Origin of the sequence: Shewanella xiamenensis (assembly GCF_024971755.1) — a bacterium.
Taxonomy (GTDB): domain Bacteria; phylum Pseudomonadota; class Gammaproteobacteria; order Enterobacterales; family Shewanellaceae; genus Shewanella; species Shewanella xiamenensis.
Genome location: NZ_CP079718.1, coordinates 3,414,730 through 3,435,609 on the forward strand (window position 1 = coordinate 3,414,730; position 20,880 = coordinate 3,435,609).

At 49.0% G+C, this 20,880-nt stretch carries 18 protein-coding genes; 2 read left to right on the top strand and 16 right to left on the bottom strand.

The annotated features are described in order from the left end of the window. Positions 1 to 30: 30 nt before the first annotated feature. The gene (locus KXJ80_RS16270; protein ID WP_203431939.1) at positions 31 to 1,623 is read right to left on the bottom strand and encodes an ABC-F family ATPase; all 1,593 of its coding nucleotides are present in this window, start codon (positions 1,621 to 1,623) and stop codon (positions 31 to 33) included. 356 nt (positions 1,624 to 1,979) lie between these two features. Beyond that, the gene (locus KXJ80_RS16275) at positions 1,980 to 4,241 is read right to left on the bottom strand and encodes a heavy metal translocating P-type ATPase (protein ID WP_218738306.1); all 2,262 of its coding nucleotides are present in this window, start codon (positions 4,239 to 4,241) and stop codon (positions 1,980 to 1,982) included. A gap of 137 nt (positions 4,242 to 4,378) precedes the next feature. Between KXJ80_RS16275 and KXJ80_RS16280 the strand changes: the two genes are divergently transcribed. Continuing rightward, the gene (locus tag KXJ80_RS16280) at positions 4,379 to 4,768 is read left to right on the top strand and encodes a MerR family DNA-binding protein (RefSeq protein WP_011717642.1); all 390 of its coding nucleotides are present in this window, start codon (positions 4,379 to 4,381) and stop codon (positions 4,766 to 4,768) included. Between the two features lie 86 nt (positions 4,769 to 4,854). Here the strand turns inward: KXJ80_RS16280 and KXJ80_RS16285 are convergent, their stop codons facing one another. From KXJ80_RS16285 to KXJ80_RS16335, 11 genes are all read right to left on the bottom strand, one after another. Further along, the gene (locus KXJ80_RS16285; protein ID WP_218738305.1) at positions 4,855 to 6,891 is read right to left on the bottom strand and encodes a S9 family peptidase; all 2,037 of its coding nucleotides are present in this window, start codon (positions 6,889 to 6,891) and stop codon (positions 4,855 to 4,857) included. 59 nt (positions 6,892 to 6,950) lie between these two features. Further along, positions 6,951 to 7,193, bottom strand: a complete 243-nt coding sequence (locus tag KXJ80_RS16290) for a hypothetical protein (protein ID WP_037416867.1) — start codon at positions 7,191 to 7,193, stop codon at positions 6,951 to 6,953. A gap of 207 nt (positions 7,194 to 7,400) precedes the next feature. Further along, positions 7,401 to 8,159, bottom strand: a complete 759-nt coding sequence (locus tag KXJ80_RS16295; RefSeq protein ID WP_055647775.1) for an SDR family oxidoreductase — start codon at positions 8,157 to 8,159, stop codon at positions 7,401 to 7,403. 19 nt (positions 8,160 to 8,178) lie between these two features. After that, positions 8,179 to 9,081 (bottom strand): 3-hydroxyisobutyrate dehydrogenase, encoded by a 903-nt coding sequence (gene mmsB / locus KXJ80_RS16300; protein WP_144375600.1) that lies wholly within the window; start codon positions 9,079 to 9,081, stop codon positions 8,179 to 8,181. A 99-nt stretch (positions 9,082 to 9,180) separates the two neighbouring features. After that, positions 9,181 to 10,332: an enoyl-CoA hydratase/isomerase family protein gene (locus KXJ80_RS16305; RefSeq protein WP_218738303.1), complete on the bottom strand. Its 1,152-nt coding sequence runs from the start codon at positions 10,330 to 10,332 to the stop codon at positions 9,181 to 9,183. Next, positions 10,332 to 11,105, bottom strand: coding sequence for an enoyl-CoA hydratase (locus KXJ80_RS16310; protein WP_037416854.1), 774 nt, complete (start codon positions 11,103 to 11,105; stop codon positions 10,332 to 10,334). The genes KXJ80_RS16305 and KXJ80_RS16310 overlap by 1 nt, the downstream gene beginning before the upstream one ends. 64 nt (positions 11,106 to 11,169) lie before the next feature. After that, positions 11,170 to 12,327: an acyl-CoA dehydrogenase family protein gene (locus KXJ80_RS16315; protein WP_218738302.1), complete on the bottom strand. Its 1,158-nt coding sequence runs from the start codon at positions 12,325 to 12,327 to the stop codon at positions 11,170 to 11,172. Between the two features lie 160 nt (positions 12,328 to 12,487). Beyond that, positions 12,488 to 13,987: a CoA-acylating methylmalonate-semialdehyde dehydrogenase gene (locus KXJ80_RS16320; protein ID WP_218738301.1), complete on the bottom strand. Its 1,500-nt coding sequence runs from the start codon at positions 13,985 to 13,987 to the stop codon at positions 12,488 to 12,490. A gap of 132 nt (positions 13,988 to 14,119) precedes the next feature. Further along, positions 14,120 to 15,310, bottom strand: coding sequence for a thiolase family protein (locus KXJ80_RS16325; protein WP_218738300.1), 1,191 nt, complete (start codon positions 15,308 to 15,310; stop codon positions 14,120 to 14,122). 696 nt (positions 15,311 to 16,006) lie between these two features. Next, complete coding sequence (gene metA, locus KXJ80_RS16330) at positions 16,007 to 16,948, bottom strand: homoserine O-acetyltransferase MetA (protein ID WP_218738299.1); 942 nt, start codon at positions 16,946 to 16,948, stop codon at positions 16,007 to 16,009. A gap of 70 nt (positions 16,949 to 17,018) precedes the next feature. Further along, positions 17,019 to 17,453, bottom strand: a complete 435-nt coding sequence (locus tag KXJ80_RS16335) for a YbaY family lipoprotein (RefSeq protein ID WP_172588860.1) — start codon at positions 17,451 to 17,453, stop codon at positions 17,019 to 17,021. Positions 17,454 to 17,570: 117 nt separating this feature from the next. On the opposite strand from KXJ80_RS16335, the gene KXJ80_RS16340 reads away from it, so the two are divergent. Continuing rightward, positions 17,571 to 18,314 (top strand): SDR family NAD(P)-dependent oxidoreductase, encoded by a 744-nt coding sequence (locus KXJ80_RS16340; protein WP_218738298.1) that lies wholly within the window; start codon positions 17,571 to 17,573, stop codon positions 18,312 to 18,314. Between the two features lie 85 nt (positions 18,315 to 18,399). Here KXJ80_RS16340 and ompW read toward each other — a convergent pair whose 3' ends face one another. The 3 genes from ompW to maiA form a co-directional block, all read right to left on the bottom strand. Beyond that, the gene (gene ompW / locus KXJ80_RS16345; protein ID WP_218738297.1) at positions 18,400 to 19,047 is read right to left on the bottom strand and encodes an outer membrane protein OmpW; all 648 of its coding nucleotides are present in this window, start codon (positions 19,045 to 19,047) and stop codon (positions 18,400 to 18,402) included. A gap of 463 nt (positions 19,048 to 19,510) precedes the next feature. Then, positions 19,511 to 20,098, bottom strand: a complete 588-nt coding sequence (locus KXJ80_RS16350) for a nucleotidyltransferase family protein (RefSeq protein WP_218738296.1) — start codon at positions 20,096 to 20,098, stop codon at positions 19,511 to 19,513. Positions 20,099 to 20,198: 100 nt separating this feature from the next. Beyond that, positions 20,199 to 20,849: a maleylacetoacetate isomerase gene (gene maiA / locus KXJ80_RS16355; RefSeq protein ID WP_037416829.1), complete on the bottom strand. Its 651-nt coding sequence runs from the start codon at positions 20,847 to 20,849 to the stop codon at positions 20,199 to 20,201. Positions 20,850 to 20,880: the final 31 nt, after the last annotated feature.

Genomic DNA, 20,880 nt, shown 5'->3' on the forward strand with positions numbered 1-20,880 from the left:
TGATCACTTAAGGCTATTTAAAACAAGTAATTAGCCTTCGATACCCTTGCTCGCGAGGAACTCATCATAGGTGCCCTTGAAGTCATTCACGCCGTTAGGAGTAATTTCAAGGATACGGTTTGCCAATGACGATACGAATGCACGGTCGTGACTCACAAACAACAAGGTGCCTTCGTATTTTTCAAGCGCATTGTTTAAGGATTCAATCGATTCCATGTCCATGTGGTTGGTCGGTTCGTCCAGCATCAGGATATTTGGCTTTTGCATAATCAGCTTGCCAAATAACATCCGGCCCTTTTCACCACCCGAGAGCACTTTTACGGACTTTTTAATGTCGTCGGCGCTAAACAGCATACGGCCTAAAATACCGCGTACCGCTTGGTCGTCATCTTCAGGTTTACGCCACTGGCTCATCCACTCAAAAAGCGTCATGTCGTTAGCAAAATCAGACTCGTGATCCTGCGCGTAATAACCGATATTGCTGTTTTCAGACCATTGGATATGGCCTTCATCCTGAGGAATATCATGGATTAATGTACGCAGCAGCGTGGTTTTACCCACACCGTTCTCACCGAGGATAGCGATACGCTCGCCTACTTCGACAATCAGGTTTAAGTTTTTAAACAGTGGCTTGTCGTAACCTTTAGCCAAATTCTCAACCACTAACGCATTACGGAACAGTTTCTTTTCCTGCTCGAAACGAATGAATGGGTTAACACGGCTCGAGGCTTTAACCTCATCCAGCTTGATCTTATCGATTTGACGGGCACGAGAAGTTGCTTGTTTTGCCTTAGAGGCGTTGGCAGAGAAGCGCGCCACGAAGGTTTGTAGCTCAGAAATTTGCGCTTTCTTCTTGGCGTTGTCAGCCAGCAGACGCTCACGGGCCTGAGTCGCTGCTTGCATATATTCGTCGTAGTTACCTGGGTAAACACGCAGTTCACCGTAGTCTAAGTCAGCCATATGGGTACAGACTGAGTTTAAGAAGTAACGGTCGTGCGAAATGATGATCATGGTGCTGTCGCGTTGGTTCAACACGTCCTGTAACCAGCGGATAGTGTCGATGTCCAAGTTGTTGGTGGGTTCGTCGAGCAGCAATACATCAGGATCCGAGAACAGAGCCTGCGCCAATAATACCCGCAGCTTTAAACCAGGGGCGATTTCAGACATTAAACCGAAATGGCTTTCAATACCGATACCTACGCCAAGTAGCAGTTCACCAGCGCGAGATTCAGCGGTGTAACCGTCCATTTCGGCAAATTCCATCTCAAGGTTTGCCACGGCAATGCCGTCTTCTTCGCTCATTTCAGGTAAAGAATAGATACGGTCACGCTCTTGCTTGACCTTCCACAGTTCACGGTGGCCCATGATAACGGTGTCAATCAGCGTGTATTCCTCGTAACCGAATTGGTTCTGGCTGAGTTTACCCAGACGCTCATTGACGTCTAAAGATACGTTACCGCTGCTCGGCTCTAGATCACCGCAAAGGATCTTCATGAAGGTTGATTTACCGCAGCCGTTCGCACCGATAAGACCGTAACGGTTACCGCCGCCGAATTTAACTGAGATGTTTTCAAACAGTGGCTTAGCGCCAAACTGCATGGTGATATTCGCTGTTGTGATCAAAATGAACTTCCAAATCGAGTAATGTTGGCCAGACTATTGGCAGTGCATATAAGCATAAACCAATTTCCACCAGCCTGAGGGGGTAAAAATAAACGTGGCACTATAGCAGTTTGGGTTAAATTATCAACTAAAAAGGCCCCGTTAGCCGCGAATGCTTAAGCGATTCTGAGCCATGTAACCCAAAGATAACTGTTTATTTAACCTGAATTTTTACAAATACAACCCAAGATAATCCTATTGGATGACAACTGAATTAACATTGCATTTTTAGCCAGACAATCCAAATACCGCCCACTGAACTGGGCGGTATTTGTAAGCCCCCGCTCACTCGCGGGCCGATAAACAATACCAATACGTTACAGTTTTTGCTGTCTTAAACGGTTCGCATTGGTGACCACAGTTAAAGAAGACAGCGCCATCGCTGCCCCGGCAATCACAGGGCTTAACAGCATCCCTGTGAGCGGATAAAGCACGCCCGCCGCCACTGGGATACCTAAACTGTTGTAGATAAAGGCCCCAAACAGGTTCTGTTTAATGTTGCTAATGGTCGCGCGGGAAAGTGCCAATAAGTTAGCAATCACTATCAGCTGATGTGACAACAGTGTCATATCCGCGCTTTCGATCGCCACCTCTGTACCCGATCCCATAGCGATCCCCACATCGGCGCTCATCAAGGCGGGCGCATCGTTGATACCGTCCCCCACCATGGCAACCACATGGCCTTGCTGCTGTAAGGCTTTAATATGCTGCTGCTTTTGTTCGGGTAACACACCCGCAATCACTTCCTCTATGCCTACTTGAGCTGCCACCGCCTGCGCCGTTTGTGGATTATCTCCAGTCAGCAGCACTACTCGAATGCCCTGTGAGCGTATTGCACTAATCGCTTCTTTCGCATCGGCTTTTATCGGGTCGGCAATGGCGATAGTGGCCACTAACTTGCCCGCCTTAGCGACATAAATCGGCGTTTTGCCCTGTTTGGCAAATTGCGCGGCGGCTTCTATCGCAAAGCCTGAGTGGTTGCCTGTCACGCCCTCCCCTGACTGCACATCAAATGCCGCCATTAAGGCTTGATTCCCCACTAAAAAGTCGGCGCCATCGACTCGCCCTTCAATGCCCTTACCCTGATGATTGGTAAAAATCTCGGTTGCGGGCAATGGAATCGAGGCTTGCTTAACATAGCTGACCATTGCGCTGGCCAGCGGATGCTCTGAATGCTGCTCAAGACTGGCGATAGCGCCAAGTAGTACGTGCTTGTCTTCATCACTAAGTGCTTGGTCATTACCTTCAATCCAATGGATATCAGTCACTTGGGGTTTACCCTGAGTCACTGTGCCGGTTTTATCCAGCACCACGCAATCAACCTTGCTGGCGCTTTGCAGTGCTTCACCATTTTTAACCAAGACGCCCATTTGAGCAGCGCGGCCAACGGATACCATGATAGACATAGGTGTCGCTAAGCCTAAGGCGCAGGGACAGGCGATGATCAGCACGCTGGTGAGCACCACAAGCGCATGACTAAGCGCGGGTTCTGGCCCAACAAGATACCAAATCGCCGCCGCGAGTAAGGCGATAACCACGACCGTTGGCACAAATACCGCCGAAATGTTATCGGCCAGACGACCAATCGGCATCTTTGAGGTTTGCGCCTCCTGCACCAGTGCGATAATTTTGGCAAGGCGCGTATCCTGCTGCCCTGCGGTCACTCGGTAGACTAAACTGCAGTTACCATTAACTGTACCCGCACTGAGATTATCCCCAACATGCTTTGGCACAGGAATAGGTTCGCCCGTTAGCATGGCCTCATCGAGTAATGACTGGCCGGACTCCACCACGCCATCGAGTGCGACCCTGTCGCCGGGGCGAAGTCTGAGTTTATCGCCTAATTTAAGCTGACTGATTTCCACCTCTTCATCGCCATTGTCGCCAATACGAATCGCGGTAGAAGATTGCAGGCCGAGTAAGCGCTGCACCGCTTCGCTAGTTTTGCCCCGAGCTTTGAGTTCGAGGGCATGGCCTAAGTTAATCAAGCCTAAGATCATCACGCTCGCCTCAAAGTACACGTGGCGAGTGTCCATTGGAAACGCACTCGGGATAAGCACCACCAGCATGGAATAGAGCCATGCCGTGCTGGTACCTAACACGATTAAGGTATCCATATTGGTAGTTTTGGCTTTAAGCGCGCGCCACATTCCCTGATAGAAATGGCGCCCGGTACCGACTAAAAGTGCTAAAGTGACTAAGCCCATAATGCCCCAGCCAAGCTGCATGCTAGGGCGATTAATCATCATTTCACCGCCCAGTAATCCCCATAACATCATAGGGATACCAACCGCGAGTGCGGCGATAGCCTGACGCATCCGCAGGCGATACTCCACCGCATCTTCGACCCGCTTTTCCTCTGCGGCCGCCTTTGCGTCCACGATCAATTGAGCGGGATAACCCGCCTTGTCCATAACAGCCAGCGCCGCATCACTGCTCATCTTGCCATCGACAGTCACTTGCTTATCGGCGAGATTGATACGGGCACTCACATTCGGTTCGGCCGCAAAGGCCTTTTCAATTTTGGCCACACATCCCGCACAATTCATGGTGGCGACATAGAGTTTTATCTGCGACATGGAAGATCCCTCACTTGAACTTAACCGCTATAGGGTTAAGATAAAGTCTCCCATCACGGGAGAGTCAAGGGTGTTTTTGTGGCAAGTATCACACTTGTCTGCACGAGTCTTTAGAACAGATAAGAACTGAGGTCAGTATGAAAATTGGTGAAGTCGCGAAGCACACAGGGTTAAGCGTCAAAAGCATACGCTATTACCACGATATCGGCCTTGTCTGTGGCGAGCGTAACGAGGCGGGATACAGGGTGTATCGCCATCGGGATATCGAGTCGCTCAAATTTGTCCACCAGTGCCGCGACTTAGGTTTTAGCCTCGAGGATTGCAAACTCCTGCTTGGCCTTCGCAATAACGATAGCCGCAACGCCGAAGATGTGAAGCAACTCACCCGCAACCATTTAGCCTATGTTGAAGAGCAAATTGGTAAATTGCAGAATCTTCGCAGCCAGTTACAACAAATGGTGAGCGAGTGCCAAGGCGGCGAACAGCCCCACTGTGCCATTATTGATAGTCTTAACCACCAGCATTAAATCCGCCATCACCCGCATTAACCCAGCCATAAAAAAGCCTGCTTGGATGCAGGCTTGTTTATGGGGTTGTCACTCATACCAAAGTGTTAGCGCTTTAGCGCAGCCACATTATCTAGCTGCAACGCTGGCAATTTACCCGCTGGTGTAAATGAAAACACTTGCCCATAAAAGGCTAACTCGGTTTCTAATCCCGCCGCTTTATGTTCTGGTGTGCGTCCATCACTTGCGTCATCGCCATAATCGATATAGGCCGTCGGCACACCTTTGGCTTTAAGGGCATCATAGATTTGCCGCGACTGCGCCGTTGGTACAATCTTGTTTCTCAAGCCTTGAAAAATCAGCAAAGGCTCATTTAAGCCATCTAAGTGATTGAGTGGCGATAACTCGCGATAGCGTTCCTTCTTCTCCGGATAGGGGCCGATAAGTTGGTCTAAATAACCCGACTCAAACTTATGGGTTCCCTTAGCGAGCTGCTCAAAATCGCTGATACCCTCATAGCTCACACCCGCTTGAAACACATCATAAAACGCTAGTGAAGACATCACAGTTAAGCCACCGGCGCTGATGCCGCGAATCGCTAACTTATTGGCGTCTACCCAGCCCTTAACCACTAAATACTTTGCGGCATTAACCGCATCCTCTACATCGCTTTCACCCCATTTGCCATAAAGGCTTTGGCGATAGGCGCGGCCAAAACCACTGCTGCCGCGAAAGTTTAAATCCAGCACCGCAAACCCGCGACTGGTCCAAAACTGGATTTCACTGCGATAGGCCAGTGAAGCCCGCGCCGTCGGCCCGCCATGTAGCATCACGATAAGCGGCGGCCTTGTGTCGTGGGGCGCCACGTAATTAGGGTTCACAGGGCTGTAAAAATAACCATAGGCCTGCTGATTTTTACCGGTAGCGAAGGCTATATTTTTCGCCCGCGAGACATAGTTGGGATCAAGATTCGCGAGCGCTGGGGCATACACAAGCTCAGTGCCACGCCCAACAACGCGATAAATACCTTTCTCTGGTGTTGCCTTAGCGCCAACAAAATAAACACCATCCTCACCCTTTACCACCTGAGTGATCTCAGCAAAATCAACGGCAAGGGATTCGGTCAATCCGGAATCTAAGTGCATACGCAGCAATGCGGCTCGATTGCCTTCAACGTAGCTCGCGATGAGAGTCGAAGCATTTTCAAAGGCATAATTATGGTTACCTAAACGCCAATCCGGCACCGCAAACTCGGCATTTTTACTCAACACAGGCTCTAGGGTTTCCCTAGGGGTGACGCGGTAAATGTTCCACCAGTTACTGAGATCGGACACCACATATAATTTACCGTCGGGGCCAAATAGTGGCTGAGTCACCGAAGAGTCCTCTGGCGTACTCACCTTGCGAATATTTTTTAATTGACCTTTGCGGTCAAGATCCCCAAGCCAGAGCACACTCTTATCCCAAGGCATATAAGGATGTTCCCAAGTGATCCACGCCAATTGGGTGTTATCGGGTGAAATAGTCGGAGAAGAAATAAAATCATGACCCGTAACAAAGGTATCGCCTTCACCAGCAAAGTTAAGATTGATAGTCACCAGGCTCGCTTTCGGTTCGCCACCCTGACGGTGATCTTCACGCACGCAAATAATCCGTGAGCCCTTAGGATATGCCACACAATCGGCATGACGGGTACCATTGGGAGTTAACGGCAATGGTGGCTGATTAGGCGCAAAACGGTAAAACAGCTGATCCTGCAATTTAGTGGCAAATAGGCTCTGACCTATGCCCAAAAACGCCGCACCGCCATACTCATGCACAGTAGATTTAACATTAAAATCTGGAGGAACCACTTCAGTGACCTTGCCAAGATCATCGAGAAGCTTGATACCAACTTTGCCTTGGGCACGTCCGCTCGATTCTGCAAAATAAATCGCATTACCTACACTTTGTAGTTCAGCAATATCATCGGTTCGTTCAAAAACCTCAGCAGCAGACAAAGGTGATTGCCAGCTGCCATAGGGTGCAACTTTAATGTCGCCGCTTTCCTTGGCAGATTGATCTTTTGTATCCGTACGCTCACACCCGCCGAGTAGCAGTAACACTGCACTTAGCAAGAATGGAAAATAGCGTCCTAACCCCATTGTGTTCCCCAAGTTTGCAAACTAAAACAAACCGTAAATATGCAAATCCCCTTAAGGGCTTATTTTTTGACTTTTTTAACAAACCATTTCAGTACGCTAGCTTGTTGTACTTGCGTCAGACCAAAGTAAATACAAATCCAAGGTGATAACAGAAAAAACCACGGGATCACGGCGACCGAACGACCACTGAAGAGAAGAAAAAAGAAGCCTCCGTAAATCACTATGACTCCTAAGGCACCGACAATCAGCATCATCCGCTTGGTAATTTTTTCCAGCCAAAGGGCTTTATCCTGCCATGACATTCAGATAATCAACTCCAATACGATAATGTCAACTCTATTTGTAAAGTTATGTAAAAAAGTAGCGTGCGATTGTTGAAGGATAGCCAGTAAATGTCAACCTCCGAACAACTCTTACCCAAGCGAACAGACTAAAAAAAGAGAGCTAACTTTAGCCAACAAAAAACCGAGCAAAAGCTCGGTTTTGTTTATTATCAATAAGATAATCTTTTATAAGCGGATACCGCCATCCACTTCAAAGACACGACCATTTACATAATCGTTTTCGATAATAAAGCGTACGGTAGAGGCTATCTCCTCCGCTTGGCCTAAACGGCCAACGGGCACAAGCTTCTCTAAACGCTCTAAGGCTTCAGGTTTCATTGCCGCTGTCATTTCGGTGGCAATCACCCCGGGTGCTACCGCCGCGCTACGGATATTGTAACGCGCCAGCTCTTTTGCCCAGCCCACAGACATCGCCGCGACACCCGCTTTAGAGGCCGCGTAGTTAGATTGTCCTACGTTACCCGCTTTAGCTAGGCTAGAAATGTTGACAATCACCCCTGCTTGACCCGACTCGATCATCGCCGCAGCCGCCTCACGGCCACAGAGGAAGGTGCCAGTGAGGTTAACATTGATCACCGATTGGAATTGGTCGAATGACATACGGTCAGTCACTTTGCCGTCTTTGGCTTTGACTAACATACCATCACGCAGGATGCCGGCGTTATTCACTAATACGTTGATTTTGCCAAAATCTTCCAATATGTAAGCAAAGCCTGCGACCACATCTTCTTCGTCGGTAATATCTAACGCATAACCTTGGACTTCTGTGGATGAGCCTAAATCGGCACAGGCGCGTTCTAACTTTTCTTGATCCACATCGATAAGTGCCAACTTAGCACCCGCCTGCGCAAAATTGTGCGCCATCGCTAAGCCTAAACCACCCGCGCCGCCAGTGATGACGACAACCTTATCTTTTAAATCCATCTGGTTATCCCTTGTTTATCTATTTTTTAAGTGGTGAAAATTGTTCAAAAATACTGGAGAAGTCTCGGCGACCATTGCCTTGTCGTGCATGATTCACATACAAGCTGCGTGCGAGTGAGCCCATGGGTGTACTCGAATTGCTCAATAATGCGGCTTCTTGGGAGAGGCCGAGATCTTTAACCATCAAATCTACCATAAAGCCGCCCTGATAGCCCTTAGAAGAAGGCACATTCTCCATCACACCCGGGCAAGGATTGTACTTCTCTAAGGTCCAGTTACCGCCGCTGCTGACCTTCATAATGTCCGACAGCACTTTAGGGTCGAGACCATGGTCAATCCCCATTTGCAACGCCTCAGAAGTACCGACCATCAGCACAGATAACAGCATGTTATTACAGATTTTAGCGACCTGACCGGCACCGGCACCGCCCGCATGGAAGATATTCTTGCCCATGGCATTGAGTACGGGTTGCGCGCGTTCGAAGGCGATATCCGAGCCACCACAGATAAAGGTCAAGGTGCCTGCTGCCGCCCCCGCCGTGCCGCCCGAGACTGGCGCATCGATAAACTCGATACCGCTCTTGGCCGCTTCGGCCGCCACCAATTGAGCGCTTTGGGCATCAATGGTCGAGCAATCAATCAGCAAGGTATCGCCAGCGACTACCTCGAGTAGGCCTTTCTCGCTGCCATTACCTAAATATAAATTTCTAACATGCTTACCCGCAGGCAGCATAGTGATCACCACATTGGCGCCTGCCGCGGCGCCGCATGCCGTGCTCGATACTAAAGCGCCTTGGTCGGCCAAGGCTTGCATGGCGGCAGGCACTAAGTCGAAGACACGTACCGTCATGCCCGCTTTTAATAAATTGGCCGCCATTGGGCCGCCCATATTACCTAAACCGATAAATGCTACTGTACTCATGCCATCACTCCTGTGTTCTGGTGTCTTTATTATTCCAGATAGTTGTTATTCCAGACAAAATGGCAGGCAAAGCACTCGCTTTACCTGCCATCGATTGGCTTAGCTTAATTGGCTTAAGGGATGTTCTTCTCCCCAAGGTGAGGTCAACATGTCCTCGATAACGCTGTTTGGCACTGATTGCACATCGGCAAATTGCCATTTGGGCTGTCTGTCTTTATCAATCAGCAGTGCCCGTACGCCTTCACAGAAATCGCCCTTAGCGCAGGTGTTCACGCTGACGGTTAATTCCCATTTAAAACATTGTGCTAGGCTGAGTTTGGTGCCGAGTTGGGTTTGGATATACGCCAAATGCCAACTGATAGGACTGCCAGCAAGCATGGTCGAGCAGGCTTTATTTAACCAGGCTTCATCAGTGCTTAAGGTTGACATACGGCTGACGATATCCGTCAAGCTGCCCGCCATCAGCCTATCGATAATCTCTTGGCTCTCGGCCAGTAAACTATCGCCTTTAGGAATATCAACTTGGTTCGACAGTTCGTTGATCATCGAGTCGAGTCGTTGATGGTTCAGCGCTGGCGTGTCGCTCCAATCTAGAGTCGCCATGGCATCGAACATCAGCTCTTTGTCGTCACGATTTAGATAATGATCGGCAAGGCCAACGTAACAGGCATCGGCGGCGTTCATTTGATAGGCCGTTAAGCCTAAAAACAGCCCCATTTTGCCCGGCATGCGGTTGAGGAAATAACTGCCGCCCACATCGGGATAAAGCCCGATGGTGACTTCAGGCATAGCGATACGAGAGGTTTCTGTCACCACTCTATGACTCGCGCCCGCCATCAGGCCGAGACCACCGCCCATCACTATGCCATCACCCCATACCAGCACAGGTTTGCCAAAGGTATGTAGTAGATAATCGAGACGATATTCTTCTTCAAAGAATACTTTAGCGACCTCAGTCACCTGTCCCTTAGCAGCAACTGAGGCGTGATATAACGCCCGCACATCGCCACCCGCACAAAACGCCTTTTCTCCGCTGCCATCGAGTACCACACAGGCGATTAACGGATCTTTTTTCCACAAATTGAGCTGCACCGTCATGGCTCGAACCATATCGAGATCCAAGGCGTTGAGGGCTTTTTCAACATTGAGCGTCACCACCCCAACTAATTTACCTGAGGCGGTGGCTAAAGTTTGAAAAACCACATTTTGTGTGGTGGACGTGTGTGCAGCCTTATCTACTAAATTTGTCATTAGCGGTTCTTCCAATCAGCTTTACGTTTTTCCAAAAACGCGTTCACGCCTTCGGCCTGATCTTCAGTATCGAACAAACCGACAAACAGTTCACGCTCTATCGGTAAGGCTTGGCTACGCGGCATTTGGCGCCCAGCTTGGATTAATGTCTTACAGGCGGTGACGCTGCTTGGGCTCTGATTCGCCACTTTGGCGGCCAGTGCAATGGCCGCATTTAAGGCCTCACCAGTTTCAACCACTTCCTCGACTAAACGCAAATTCAGCGCTTGGGCGGCATTCACCCGCTCACCGCAGAGGATCATGCGTTTTGCCCAACCTTCGCCCACTAAAGCAGTGAGGTTTTGGGTACCGCCCGCACAGGGCAGCAGGCCAACGGTCGCCTCAGGCAGCGCCATCACGGCTTGGGTTTCGGCGATACGAATATCACAGGCCAGCGCGACTTCTAAGCCGCCGCCCATGGCATAACCGTTAATGGCGGCAATCGACACGCCGCGGAACTGGCTTAAGGTTTCAAATGCTTCGCCAAAGTGTTTTGCCATGCTCGCCGCATTGCCCTTATCACCGTCGCTAAACAGTTTTAAATCGGCACCCGCGGAGAAAAACTTGTTGCCCTCGCCAGTTAACACCAGCGCGTAAATGTCCTTGTTAGCATTAAGCTCCAGCACTTTGGCCTTGAGCGCCTGCAAACTCTGGGCGGTCCAAGTATTGGCCGGCGGATTGTTCATCGTCAGAATGGCCGTGTGGCCTTCAATACGCTCAACTAAATAGTCCATCTGTTTCGGCTCCCTTATATTTCCAATCTGTTATCGCCAAATCCTACAGTCCAATTAGGGCAGCTTAAAGGATTTGTCCGGCATTTTCGTCGAGTAAACGACGGGCGATAATGAGGCGCATAATTTCGTTTGTGCCCTCTAAAATCTGGTGTACACGAACATCACGGAAGTGACGCTCTAACGGATACTCCCTGATATAACCATATCCGCCATGAATTTGCAGCGCCGCATCGCAAACTTGAAAGCCCACATCAGTAGCAAAGCGCTTCGCCATCGCACAATAGGCGGTCGCTTCTGGATCGCCACTGTCGAGTTTAAAGGCGGCCAGACGCACCATTTGACGCGCGGCCACTAATTCGGTCGCCATATCGGCAAGCTTAAATTGCAGCGCTTGGAAGGCTGCCAGCGGCTTACCGAATTGCTGACGCTCGTTCATATACTGGGTTGCACGCTCTAGAGCCGCCTGCGCCGTACCGACAGAGCAAGTAGCGATATTGATACGGCCACCGTCTAAGCCTTTCATCGCAAAGGTAAAACCTTGGCCTTCTTCACCGAGTAGGTTTGCAACCGGCACGCGCACGTTATCAAAGGTGACTAAGCGCGTCGGCTGCGCGTTCCAGCCCATTTTATCTTCAGCTTTACCGTAGATAATGCCTTCACTGTCGGCAGGAATGGCAATAGCCGAAATCCCCTTTGGCCCGGCTTGACCCGTGCGGCACATCACCACCAGCAATTCAGTTGCGCCCGCGCCCGATATAAACATTTTCGAGCCCGAAATCACATACTCATCACCATCACGTACCGCTTTGGTTTGCAGTGAAGCCGCATCCGAGCCCGCACCTGGCTCCGTTAAGCAGTAAGACGCCAGCATTTGGCCCGTGGTCAAAGGCTCTGACCAAGCTTGACGCAAAGTCTCTGTGCCCCAGGTGGTGACCATCCAAGTGGCCATATTGTGAATCGTCAGCATGGCCGTTGTGGCTGTACAGCCTTTCGATAGCTCTTCGAAAATAATCGAGGCATCTAAGCGCGACAAGCCCATGCCGCCTTCCGATTCGGGGGAATACAGGGAGCAGAAACCCAGCTCACCGGCTTTTTGGATCACATCCTTCGGGAAATGATGTTCTTCGTCCCATTTGGCGGCAAAGGGGGCGAGTTCATCCGCGGCGAACTGGCGGGCTAGATCGGCAAATTGGCGTTGGTCTTCGTTGAAATTAAAATCCATTTGGCTCTCCTATGACTCTTTGGCCATTTCTTTCGTAAATTTTTTGCGTAATGCACAGTGAATTTATCAGCAGGCTTATCATCAATGGGTGCCAATTGCGCCACATTTAGACTGAATCACCTGCTGTTTCACAATGCGTTTAAACTGTTATTTAAACCGCTTAGCGCAAGTTAATGCTCATATTTGGGCCTGCGGCCACGGCAATGTCCGACTCGAACCAGCGAGCGGTTATGGTTTTAGTTTCAGTGTAGAAACGAACCGCTTGCTTACCGTAAGCGTGTTGGTCGCCATAGAAACTGCCCTTCCAACCCGTGAATGAGAAGAAAGGTAATGGCACTGGGATAGGCACGTTAATACCGACTTGGCCAACTTCGATTTCGTGTTGATATTTACGGGCTGCGGCGCCACTTGCGGTAAAGATAGAAGTACCATTGCCGTACGGGCTGGCGTTAACGAGTTCGATGGCCTCTTCTAATGAATCGGATTCCATACAGCAGAGCACAGGGCCAAAGATTTCTTCTTTATAGATGCTCATATCGGTCGTGACCTTAGTGAACATGGTCGGTCCAACCCAGTTGCCTGACTCATAGCCCGCCACGCTAAAGTCACTGCCATCGAGTAAACACTCTGCGCCCTCTTCCTTACCTTGGGCGATAAGTTTGAGCACGCGCGCTTTAGCGGCTGGGCTGATCAGCGGGCCGTAACCGGCTTCTTTATCGTCCCATAAACCTGGACGAACCTTCGCCAGTGCTTCTTTGAGCTCTGGGATCCACTCTTTGGCCGCGCCGACAAATACCGCGACCGAAATCGCCATACAACGCTGCCCCGCCGCGCCGACAGAAGCACCAACCAAGTTGTTGATCACTTGCTGCTTATTCGCATCGGGCATGATCACGCAGTGGTTTTTCGCCCCAGCAAAGGCTTGCACGCGTTTTAAGTTATCGGTACCTGTTTTGTAGATGTATTGACCTACAGCCACAGAGCCGACGAAGGAAATAGCCTTAACCGCAGGATCAGCCAGCAGAATATCTACCGCCGTTTTATCACCATGGATCAGTTGTAACACGCCTTTTGGCGCGCCCGCTTCGACAAACAGCTCAACTAAGCGCTGCGGCGTCATTGGGTCTTGCTCAGATGGTTTAAGGATAAATGTGTTACCGCAGGCAATCGCCAGTGGGAACATCCACAGGGGGATCATCGCTGGGAAGTTAAACGGCGTGATGCCCGCACACACACCCAGAGGCTGAGTGTAACTGTAGGTATCGATAGAACGTGCGACGTTCTCAACGGTTTCGCCCATCAATAATGAAGCAATGTTGCAGGCATGTTCTGCCACTTCAATTCCGCGCCACACATCGCCCTTAGCATCTTCAAATGTTTTGCCGGTTTCTTTGGCAAGGATAGTCGCCAGTTCGTCGTGGTGTTCTTTAAGTAGGTGTTGGTAGCGCAACATGACACGGGCACGCTCAGACACTGGCACTTCTTTCCACGTCTTAAAAGCCGCCTTGGCACTGGCAATGGCCGCATGGACTTCATCGGTTGTGGCGCTATTGATAACGGCGATTGGCTCGTTATTGGCGGGATTGGTCACCACGATTTGTGATGTTCCTGTGCCTGTGGTGAATTCGCCATCGATGTAATGCTTAACTTGTGTGGTCATGTTGCAATCCTTTTCCTTGTTTAGGGTCGAGCTGGCGGTGTGATATTATGTTTATCCTCAGCGGGATGTTTGCCCTTGCCAGCTCAGTCTTGGTCTTGTTGATTTAGCAGTTATTCGCGATTAAGCCTTTGCTTAGACTTCGATAGCCATAGCGGTTGCTTCGCCGCCACCGATACAGAGTGAGGCTACGCCGCGCTTAAGCCCACGGGCTTTAAGTGCATGAATTAAGGTCACCAGCAAACGTGCGCCCGAGCAACCGATAGGATGACCTAAGGCACAGGCACCGCCATTCACGTTTACTTTTGCCATGTCTAAACCTAATTCAGAAACGGCCAGCATAGTCACCATGGCAAAGGCTTCGTTGATTTCGAACAGGTCAACCTCATCCTTAGACCAGCCGACATTGCTCAACAGTTTTGCCATCGCGCCAACGGGCGCAGTGGTAAAGAGTGATGGCTCCTGGGCATGTGTTGTGTGACCCTTAATAGTGGCAAGCACAGTTAAGCCTAACTGCTCGGCATTGGCACGCGTGGTTAACATCAGCGCCGCTGCACCATCGGAAATCGAGCTTGAGTTTGCCGCAGTAATAGTGCCGTCTTTAGCAAAGGCTGGGCGCAGTGCAGGGATTTTTTCAGGGCGGGCATTGCCTGGCTGCTCATCGGTATCGATAGTCACATCACCACGGCGATCGCTCACAGTCACAGGTACAATTTCCGCCTTGAAGGCGCCAGAAGTAATAGCCGCATTGGCTTTTTCCAGTGAGCTTAAAGCAAACGCATCCATTTGCTCGCGAGTGATACCAAATTCATCGGCGGTTTTCTGGGCGAATGTGCCCATGGCGCCGCCGGTGTAGGCATCTTCTAAACCATCGAGGAACATATGATCTAATACTTTGCCATGGCCCATACGCATGCCAGAGCGCGCTTTATCTAGCAAGTAAGGGGCTTGGCTCATGCTTTCCATACCACCCGCAACCACCAACTTAGCACTGCCCGCTTTGAGTAAATCGTGGGCAAGCATCACGGTTTTCATCCCAGAGCCACAGACTTTGTTTACGGTCGTCGCGCCAACAGACAGCGGTAAACCTGCACCTAAGGTTGCCTGACGCGCAGGTGCTTGACCCAGACCCGCTGGCAATACGCAGCCCATTAACACTTCATCGACCTTGTCAGGCGCAACTTGGGTATCGGCTAACAGGGCTTTGATGGCGGTGGCCGCTAAGCTCGGAGACGTTACGCCAGACAAACTGCCTTGAAAGCCACCCATTGGGGTGCGTTTAGCGGCAACAATAACGATCTCTTGGTTAAATTGTTCAGTACTCATGGGGACTCCAAGCTAAATGTGCCATGACGGTAACACTCGCCAGCGGCGGATAAATAGTAACAATGAAACCACTCTGACGTTTACGCGAACGTAAAGCAAGTATTCCTTGGTCTAATGTATCGATTTTATCCACGCCAGATTGTCAGTCAGAATTTACAGTCGAGAGGCCTTAACGGCATTTGAAATGGTAACGAGGAGGAAGTGACTCAATAAAAGCGCTTGCCTTGCAGCAGTAACACAAACCATACCTGCTGAGGTTGAACAGCGCAAAGACAAATGAGGTTAACAGGCGAGCAAACAGTGGCTAAGTGAATGGTAAATTTATTAGGGCGTGTTGACGTTTCGAGATTAGATTTTGTTCGTTCTGGCAAGTTCGTGCTCGCGAAACGAGGAATGATGTGTAGTTATTCTACTCAAATGACGAGCGACAAAGAGCAAGGGCTTGCCAGACGAACCCTTCGGGCAGCATTTGGCTGGCTTTTCTGCTGCGTTATCGTCCGTTTATGTAGAATAACTACACTGCACGGACTTTGCCTTGCATAAAAGCCAGCCAAATTGCTGCAAAAATAACCCTGAAACGTCAACACGCCCTAGTCAGTTCAAATAATTCAAGCAAACAGAAACAGCATAGCGAGGTGATTTGACAGGCATTGAGCTTAAGAAACCGTCAATGCCTGACAAACTAAAACAACGTCCCTACTGCGATTCCCATGGTGTCATCGCTGTCATATCACTCAGGTCGTAAGGCGTTAATTGGTAAACGTAATAGTTAAGCCAGTTGCTAACTAGCAGGCTACCATGGCTGTGCCAACGGGCAATGGCATCGGCCTTAGGATCATCGTTACGGTAATAGTTTTGTGGCACATTTGGGTTTAAGCCCTGCGCCAAATCCCGATGATATTCATCGTTTAGGGTGGATTTTTGATACTCAGGGTGACCCATGACAAACAGGTTGCGATTATTGCGACTGAGGACCAAATAGGCTCCTGCTTCCTCGGACTCTGCCAGTACTTGTAGTTTAGGATGTCGCTTAAGCTCCTCAATATCCATCTCGGCAAAGCGGGAATGCGGTGCAAAGAACTCATCATCAAATCCGCGTAGCAGCGGAAAATGCTGGCAGGTGCGGCGATGGACAAACACCCCTGAGCGCTTTTGCTCAAGAATTTTACGATTTAATCCATAGAGATGGTAAAGCCCAGCGTGAGCAGCCCAACAAAGGAAGAGCACCGAGGTAACATGCTGCTGTGACCAATCGATAATTTCACGGATATGGTCCCAATAAGTCACATCTTCAAAATCAATTTGCCCTAACGGCGCGCCAGTGATGATAAGGCCGTCGTAGTTTTTATGGCGCACATCCTCAAAATCACGGTAGAAGGTATTCATATGATCGATAGAAGTATGCTTCGACTCTTTATCGTGAATACGCAGTAAATCCACATCCACCTGCAAGGGCGTGTTGCCTAAAAGGCGTAGAAGCTGGGTTTCGGTCTCAATTTTATTGGGCATCAAGTTCAGGATCAGTACCTTCATCGGTCTGATATCCTGATTGGCGGCCCGGGTTTCGGACATTACGAAAATATTTTCAGATTCTAAAATCCCTGCTGCTGGCAGATGATCTGGAATTTTAACTGGCATACCGCGCCTCTTCTGTTCAAACAATCAAGGGTTCCGGCGCGCGTATGCCACTCAGCAAAGAGCAAACAAATTAGCGGCCGACTTTCTCAAGCAGTATCGTCATAGGCTCAGTCGAATTGAGATCGACATGATAGGCTTGAGTATTAATAAACAATAACTTATCACCGAGCATTATCCTTGCACCAATGGCATAGGTATGCCCTGCTTCAAACTGATCGCGCCCTATAGTAAAACTAAATGGCGTAGGGGTTTTAGCGCCTTGACTCTCACGCTCTGCCATCACCACAGCAGGCACATCCATCTTAGAGACATCAAGCAACTGCACAATCAACTTGGCTTCGGCAGGCAGTGCGATACGTTCGCGATACATGGCCTCACCTTTAATCTCAACAACCGCATTTGGTGTTGCACAACCTGTCATCATCGTCGTCACAGTGAGTAATACCATTGCCGCCCATTTTTGCCATGCAGATGTCAGTCCGCTAATCCTTAACCCATGTGTCATTTCATTTCTCCTAATCATACATAAAGACTTCTGGATGTCTATACGCCCAAGCTATAAATCTTGTCATGCTGGGCATATCTTCCTATGATAAGCCACCATTTCGTTGCCGAAAAATTTATGACCCAAGCAACTGCGATAATTGTGGGCGCTAGCTCACATTTAAGCCGCGAACTTGCCAAACAATTGGCCGAACAGCAAGTTGAATTAGCACTTTTTGCACAGGATGTTGAATCGCTGCGCGAGTTCGCCTCGACCTTACCTACCAAGGTACAAGTATTTTCATTGCAAATTGAACAGCCAAGCATCATCATTGAACAGCTTGAAAACGTCTGGCAAAGTCTCGGCGGCGCCCACTTAGTCTTAGTGAATACCGGACTCAATAGCTACGATCCTGAGCTGCCATGGCTACCTGAGCAGGACATTATCGATGTCAATGTGCGGGGCTTTGCCGCTATCTGCAATACCGCATTTAGATTATTTCGCGAGCAGGGTTATGGCCAGCTTGCCGCCATCAACTCGATTGCTGGTCTGCGCGGCGGCCCAAGTGTGGCTTACCATGCCTCTAAAGCCTTTGCGCAAAACTATTTAGAAGGCTTAAGCATGCATGCCCAGCGGCTTAAATTACCCATTACTATTACCGATATTCAACTTGGTTTACTGGATAAGGCCGCCATGCAGCAAAGCACGCTATGGCTTGCCCCGCTCCCGCAAGTGGCGGCGCAGATCATTAAGGCTATGCAGCAAGGTAAACGCCGCGTATATGTGACCAAGCGTTGGCGCTTAGTCGCTTGGCTAACTAAATTACTGCCTGAGTTTATCTATAATACACGCCACTGGAAGCCGAAAAAGGCTAAAAAGTAGTGTTGTTCCGTGTTTAGCTTTATTACACTGCGAAAAACAAAAAAGGAGCCTCAGGCTCCTTTTTTGTTACTTTAAAATCAGATAATTAGAAAGTATAACCCACGCTGACCATATAAACCCATGGGTTAATATCGGTATCGATAACCACTGTATCACCCGCTAATTTAAACTTCACATCGCTGCTAATTTGCGCGTACCACACAGAGGCGTTTACTAACCAGTTTTTATTCACTTGGTAGTCTAAACCCACTTGCGCCGCTAGGCCCCAAGAGGTGCTCATGCTTAAGTCAGTTAAGGCACCATTTAAATCGTTGGTGAATTCATTGTCGAAGAAGTTAGTGTAGTTCACACCAACGCCCACATAGGGACGTAATGCAGATTGGGCATCACCGAAATAATATTGAGCAACTAAAGTTGGTGGTAAATGCTTAGTTTCTGCAATTTTACCTACGCCTTTTAAAGACACATCGTGGCTAAATGGAGTCGCAGCTAATAACTCTACGCCGAAGTTATCAGTCAACATATAACCGAAGTTCAAGCCTAGTTGAGTGTTATTACTAATTTGGAATTCACCATTGCCCGCAACATCATCACTCGATTCATTTGGCGCAACAACCACAGCACCAGCACGAACAATAATATCGCCCGCTTGATGGGCAGAAACAGAAGCAGAGAAACCAGCGGCTAACAGGGTGGCAGCGATCAGTGTAGAAACAGTAGTTTTATTCATCATCATACTCCATATGTACAACATAGGTTTTTGTTTTACATTACATCCTTAACAATTGACGCTTACACTGCCAGATAAAATTATTCACCTTATTGATCTAAATCAAGATTAAGCGGCGATACTTATTTCGAGGTATAAACCATGAGATACAAGTCACGTTATCTAAACATTTATTGACAATACCGGTTCATTTTTTGTGACCAACCGCATTAATTAGCTGTCACTAATCACCTCCAGAAGAGGTAATAGGAGGAAAATTGCCAATTTCGCCATTTACATTTAATCAACATAGATTGAAATTAAAATCCGATGAAATTCGACGATATTCAGTAGAAAAAACGCGAAAGAATCCAAAAGCAGGCAAAGACAGGAATTAAGAATCGACCTAGAAGGTGCTTATTTCGGTTTACACTCACTCATCTGCGAATAAAAGAATAAGCCTCTAAACTCATCTTAACCAAATGGCTCAATAGGCTATAGCTAGTCGCGGATAATGTTTAAGCCAAGACTTTGCAGCTAACCGTTGCTGAAATAACGCTAAGGGACGCCGTGGATTGGGCGTTAGTTGTAAGGCAAATAATGAGGCTAAGCCAAAGGGGGCGATAATATGTAAGCCTTCAATGGCTGGAGCAGAAAACTTAAGCGTCTGTTCAAGCGACACACCGACAGCAGTTTCGATTTCGGGCCAATAACACATTGCATCCAGTGTCGATTGATAGGGATTGTCGAGATGCTTAAGGTGCATTCGCGCCTGATTTTTTACTGACCAAGGTAAGTCTGGCGCCAGTGTTTGTAGGTAGGCTTCTATCGCCCTATCTCGCTCAGGAAGAGTATCCAAGGGACAATAGTAAATCAGATCGATATCGTTTAGTGGGCGCAGTTTAAAATCATGCAACTTATCCCAAACCAAGTTACGGACAAACCCCGCCGCCAAGCACCACTGCGGAATATCATAAACCTGGGCACATTGCTGCGCTAATTCAAGTGCCCTTAACCGCTGTTTATCTTGGCTTAGCCATGCGCATAACAATGCATTTAATTCGGCTTCAGTCATGGCCAATATCCGCTTTAATAAGTTAGAAACACAGAAGTGACATCGACTCACGCCACTTCATCATCGATTTCATCGCACTTAATGAGCAGTTAATGATAGGTTAAACTGCATCGGCTTGGCGCTCGGGCGCCGCATCCGCAAAGGCTGGCAATAAATTACATTCAGCCCATACTCGCATAATATTGGGGTACGGCGTTAAATCCACATTAAAACGCTGCGCGTTGTACACCTGCGGCACTAAACACAAATCTGCGATAGTCACCTTATCCCCAAAGCAATATCGGCCACTATGGCGCGCCAGTTGGGTCTCAAGCGCCGCAAATCCCGTTGCTACCCAATGGTGATACCAAGCGGTTTTAGCTTCTTCGTCGACGTTCAGCTTCTGAGTTAAATACTGCAATACTCGCAGGTTATTGAGTGGATGAATTTCACAGGCGATGGTTAATGCCATGGCGCGAACATGGGCACGCTCAAGGGCTGATGCGGGTAATAGCGGTGTCTTTGGATAGAGTTCATCTAGATACTCAATAATGGCTAAAGATTGGGATAACGCATCCCCATCCTGCTCATCATCCACCACCAAAGTGGGGACTAGCTCCTGCGGGTTTAGCGCGATATAGTCCGCCTTGTGCTGCTCACCACCATCACGCACTAAATGCACCGATAACTGCTCGGCGCTCACGCCTTTAAGATTGAGGGCAATACGCACACGATAGGCGGCGCTAGAGCGCCAATAACCGTATAGTTTCATCTCACGCTGTCCTTTTGTCATGCTGAAAAAA

Coding starts and splice junctions, on each gene's coding strand:
- KXJ80_RS16275 (WP_218738306.1), bottom strand. CDS start 4,241: ATGTCGCAGATAAAACTCTATGTCGCCACCATGAATTGTGCGGGATGT.
- KXJ80_RS16280 (WP_011717642.1), top strand. CDS start 4,379: ATGAAAATTGGTGAAGTCGCGAAGCACACAGGGTTAAGCGTCAAAAGC.
- KXJ80_RS16285 (WP_218738305.1), bottom strand. CDS start 6,891: ATGGGGTTAGGACGCTATTTTCCATTCTTGCTAAGTGCAGTGTTACTG.
- KXJ80_RS16290 (WP_037416867.1), bottom strand. CDS start 7,193: ATGTCATGGCAGGATAAAGCCCTTTGGCTGGAAAAAATTACCAAGCGG.
- KXJ80_RS16295 (WP_055647775.1), bottom strand. CDS start 8,159: ATGGATTTAAAAGATAAGGTTGTCGTCATCACTGGCGGCGCGGGTGGT.
- mmsB (WP_144375600.1), bottom strand. CDS start 9,081: ATGAGTACAGTAGCATTTATCGGTTTAGGTAATATGGGCGGCCCAATG.
- KXJ80_RS16305 (WP_218738303.1), bottom strand. CDS start 10,332: ATGACAAATTTAGTAGATAAGGCTGCACACACGTCCACCACACAAAAT.
- KXJ80_RS16310 (WP_037416854.1), bottom strand. CDS start 11,105: ATGGACTATTTAGTTGAGCGTATTGAAGGCCACACGGCCATTCTGACG.
- KXJ80_RS16315 (WP_218738302.1), bottom strand. CDS start 12,327: ATGGATTTTAATTTCAACGAAGACCAACGCCAATTTGCCGATCTAGCC.
- KXJ80_RS16320 (WP_218738301.1), bottom strand. CDS start 13,987: ATGACCACACAAGTTAAGCATTACATCGATGGCGAATTCACCACAGGC.
- KXJ80_RS16325 (WP_218738300.1), bottom strand. CDS start 15,310: ATGAGTACTGAACAATTTAACCAAGAGATCGTTATTGTTGCCGCTAAA.
- metA (WP_218738299.1), bottom strand. CDS start 16,948: ATGCCAGTTAAAATTCCAGATCATCTGCCAGCAGCAGGGATTTTAGAA.
- KXJ80_RS16335 (WP_172588860.1), bottom strand. CDS start 17,453: ATGACACATGGGTTAAGGATTAGCGGACTGACATCTGCATGGCAAAAA.
- KXJ80_RS16340 (WP_218738298.1), top strand. CDS start 17,571: ATGACCCAAGCAACTGCGATAATTGTGGGCGCTAGCTCACATTTAAGC.
- ompW (WP_218738297.1), bottom strand. CDS start 19,047: ATGATGAATAAAACTACTGTTTCTACACTGATCGCTGCCACCCTGTTA.
- KXJ80_RS16350 (WP_218738296.1), bottom strand. CDS start 20,098: ATGACTGAAGCCGAATTAAATGCATTGTTATGCGCATGGCTAAGCCAA.
- maiA (WP_037416829.1), bottom strand. CDS start 20,849: ATGAAACTATACGGTTATTGGCGCTCTAGCGCCGCCTATCGTGTGCGT.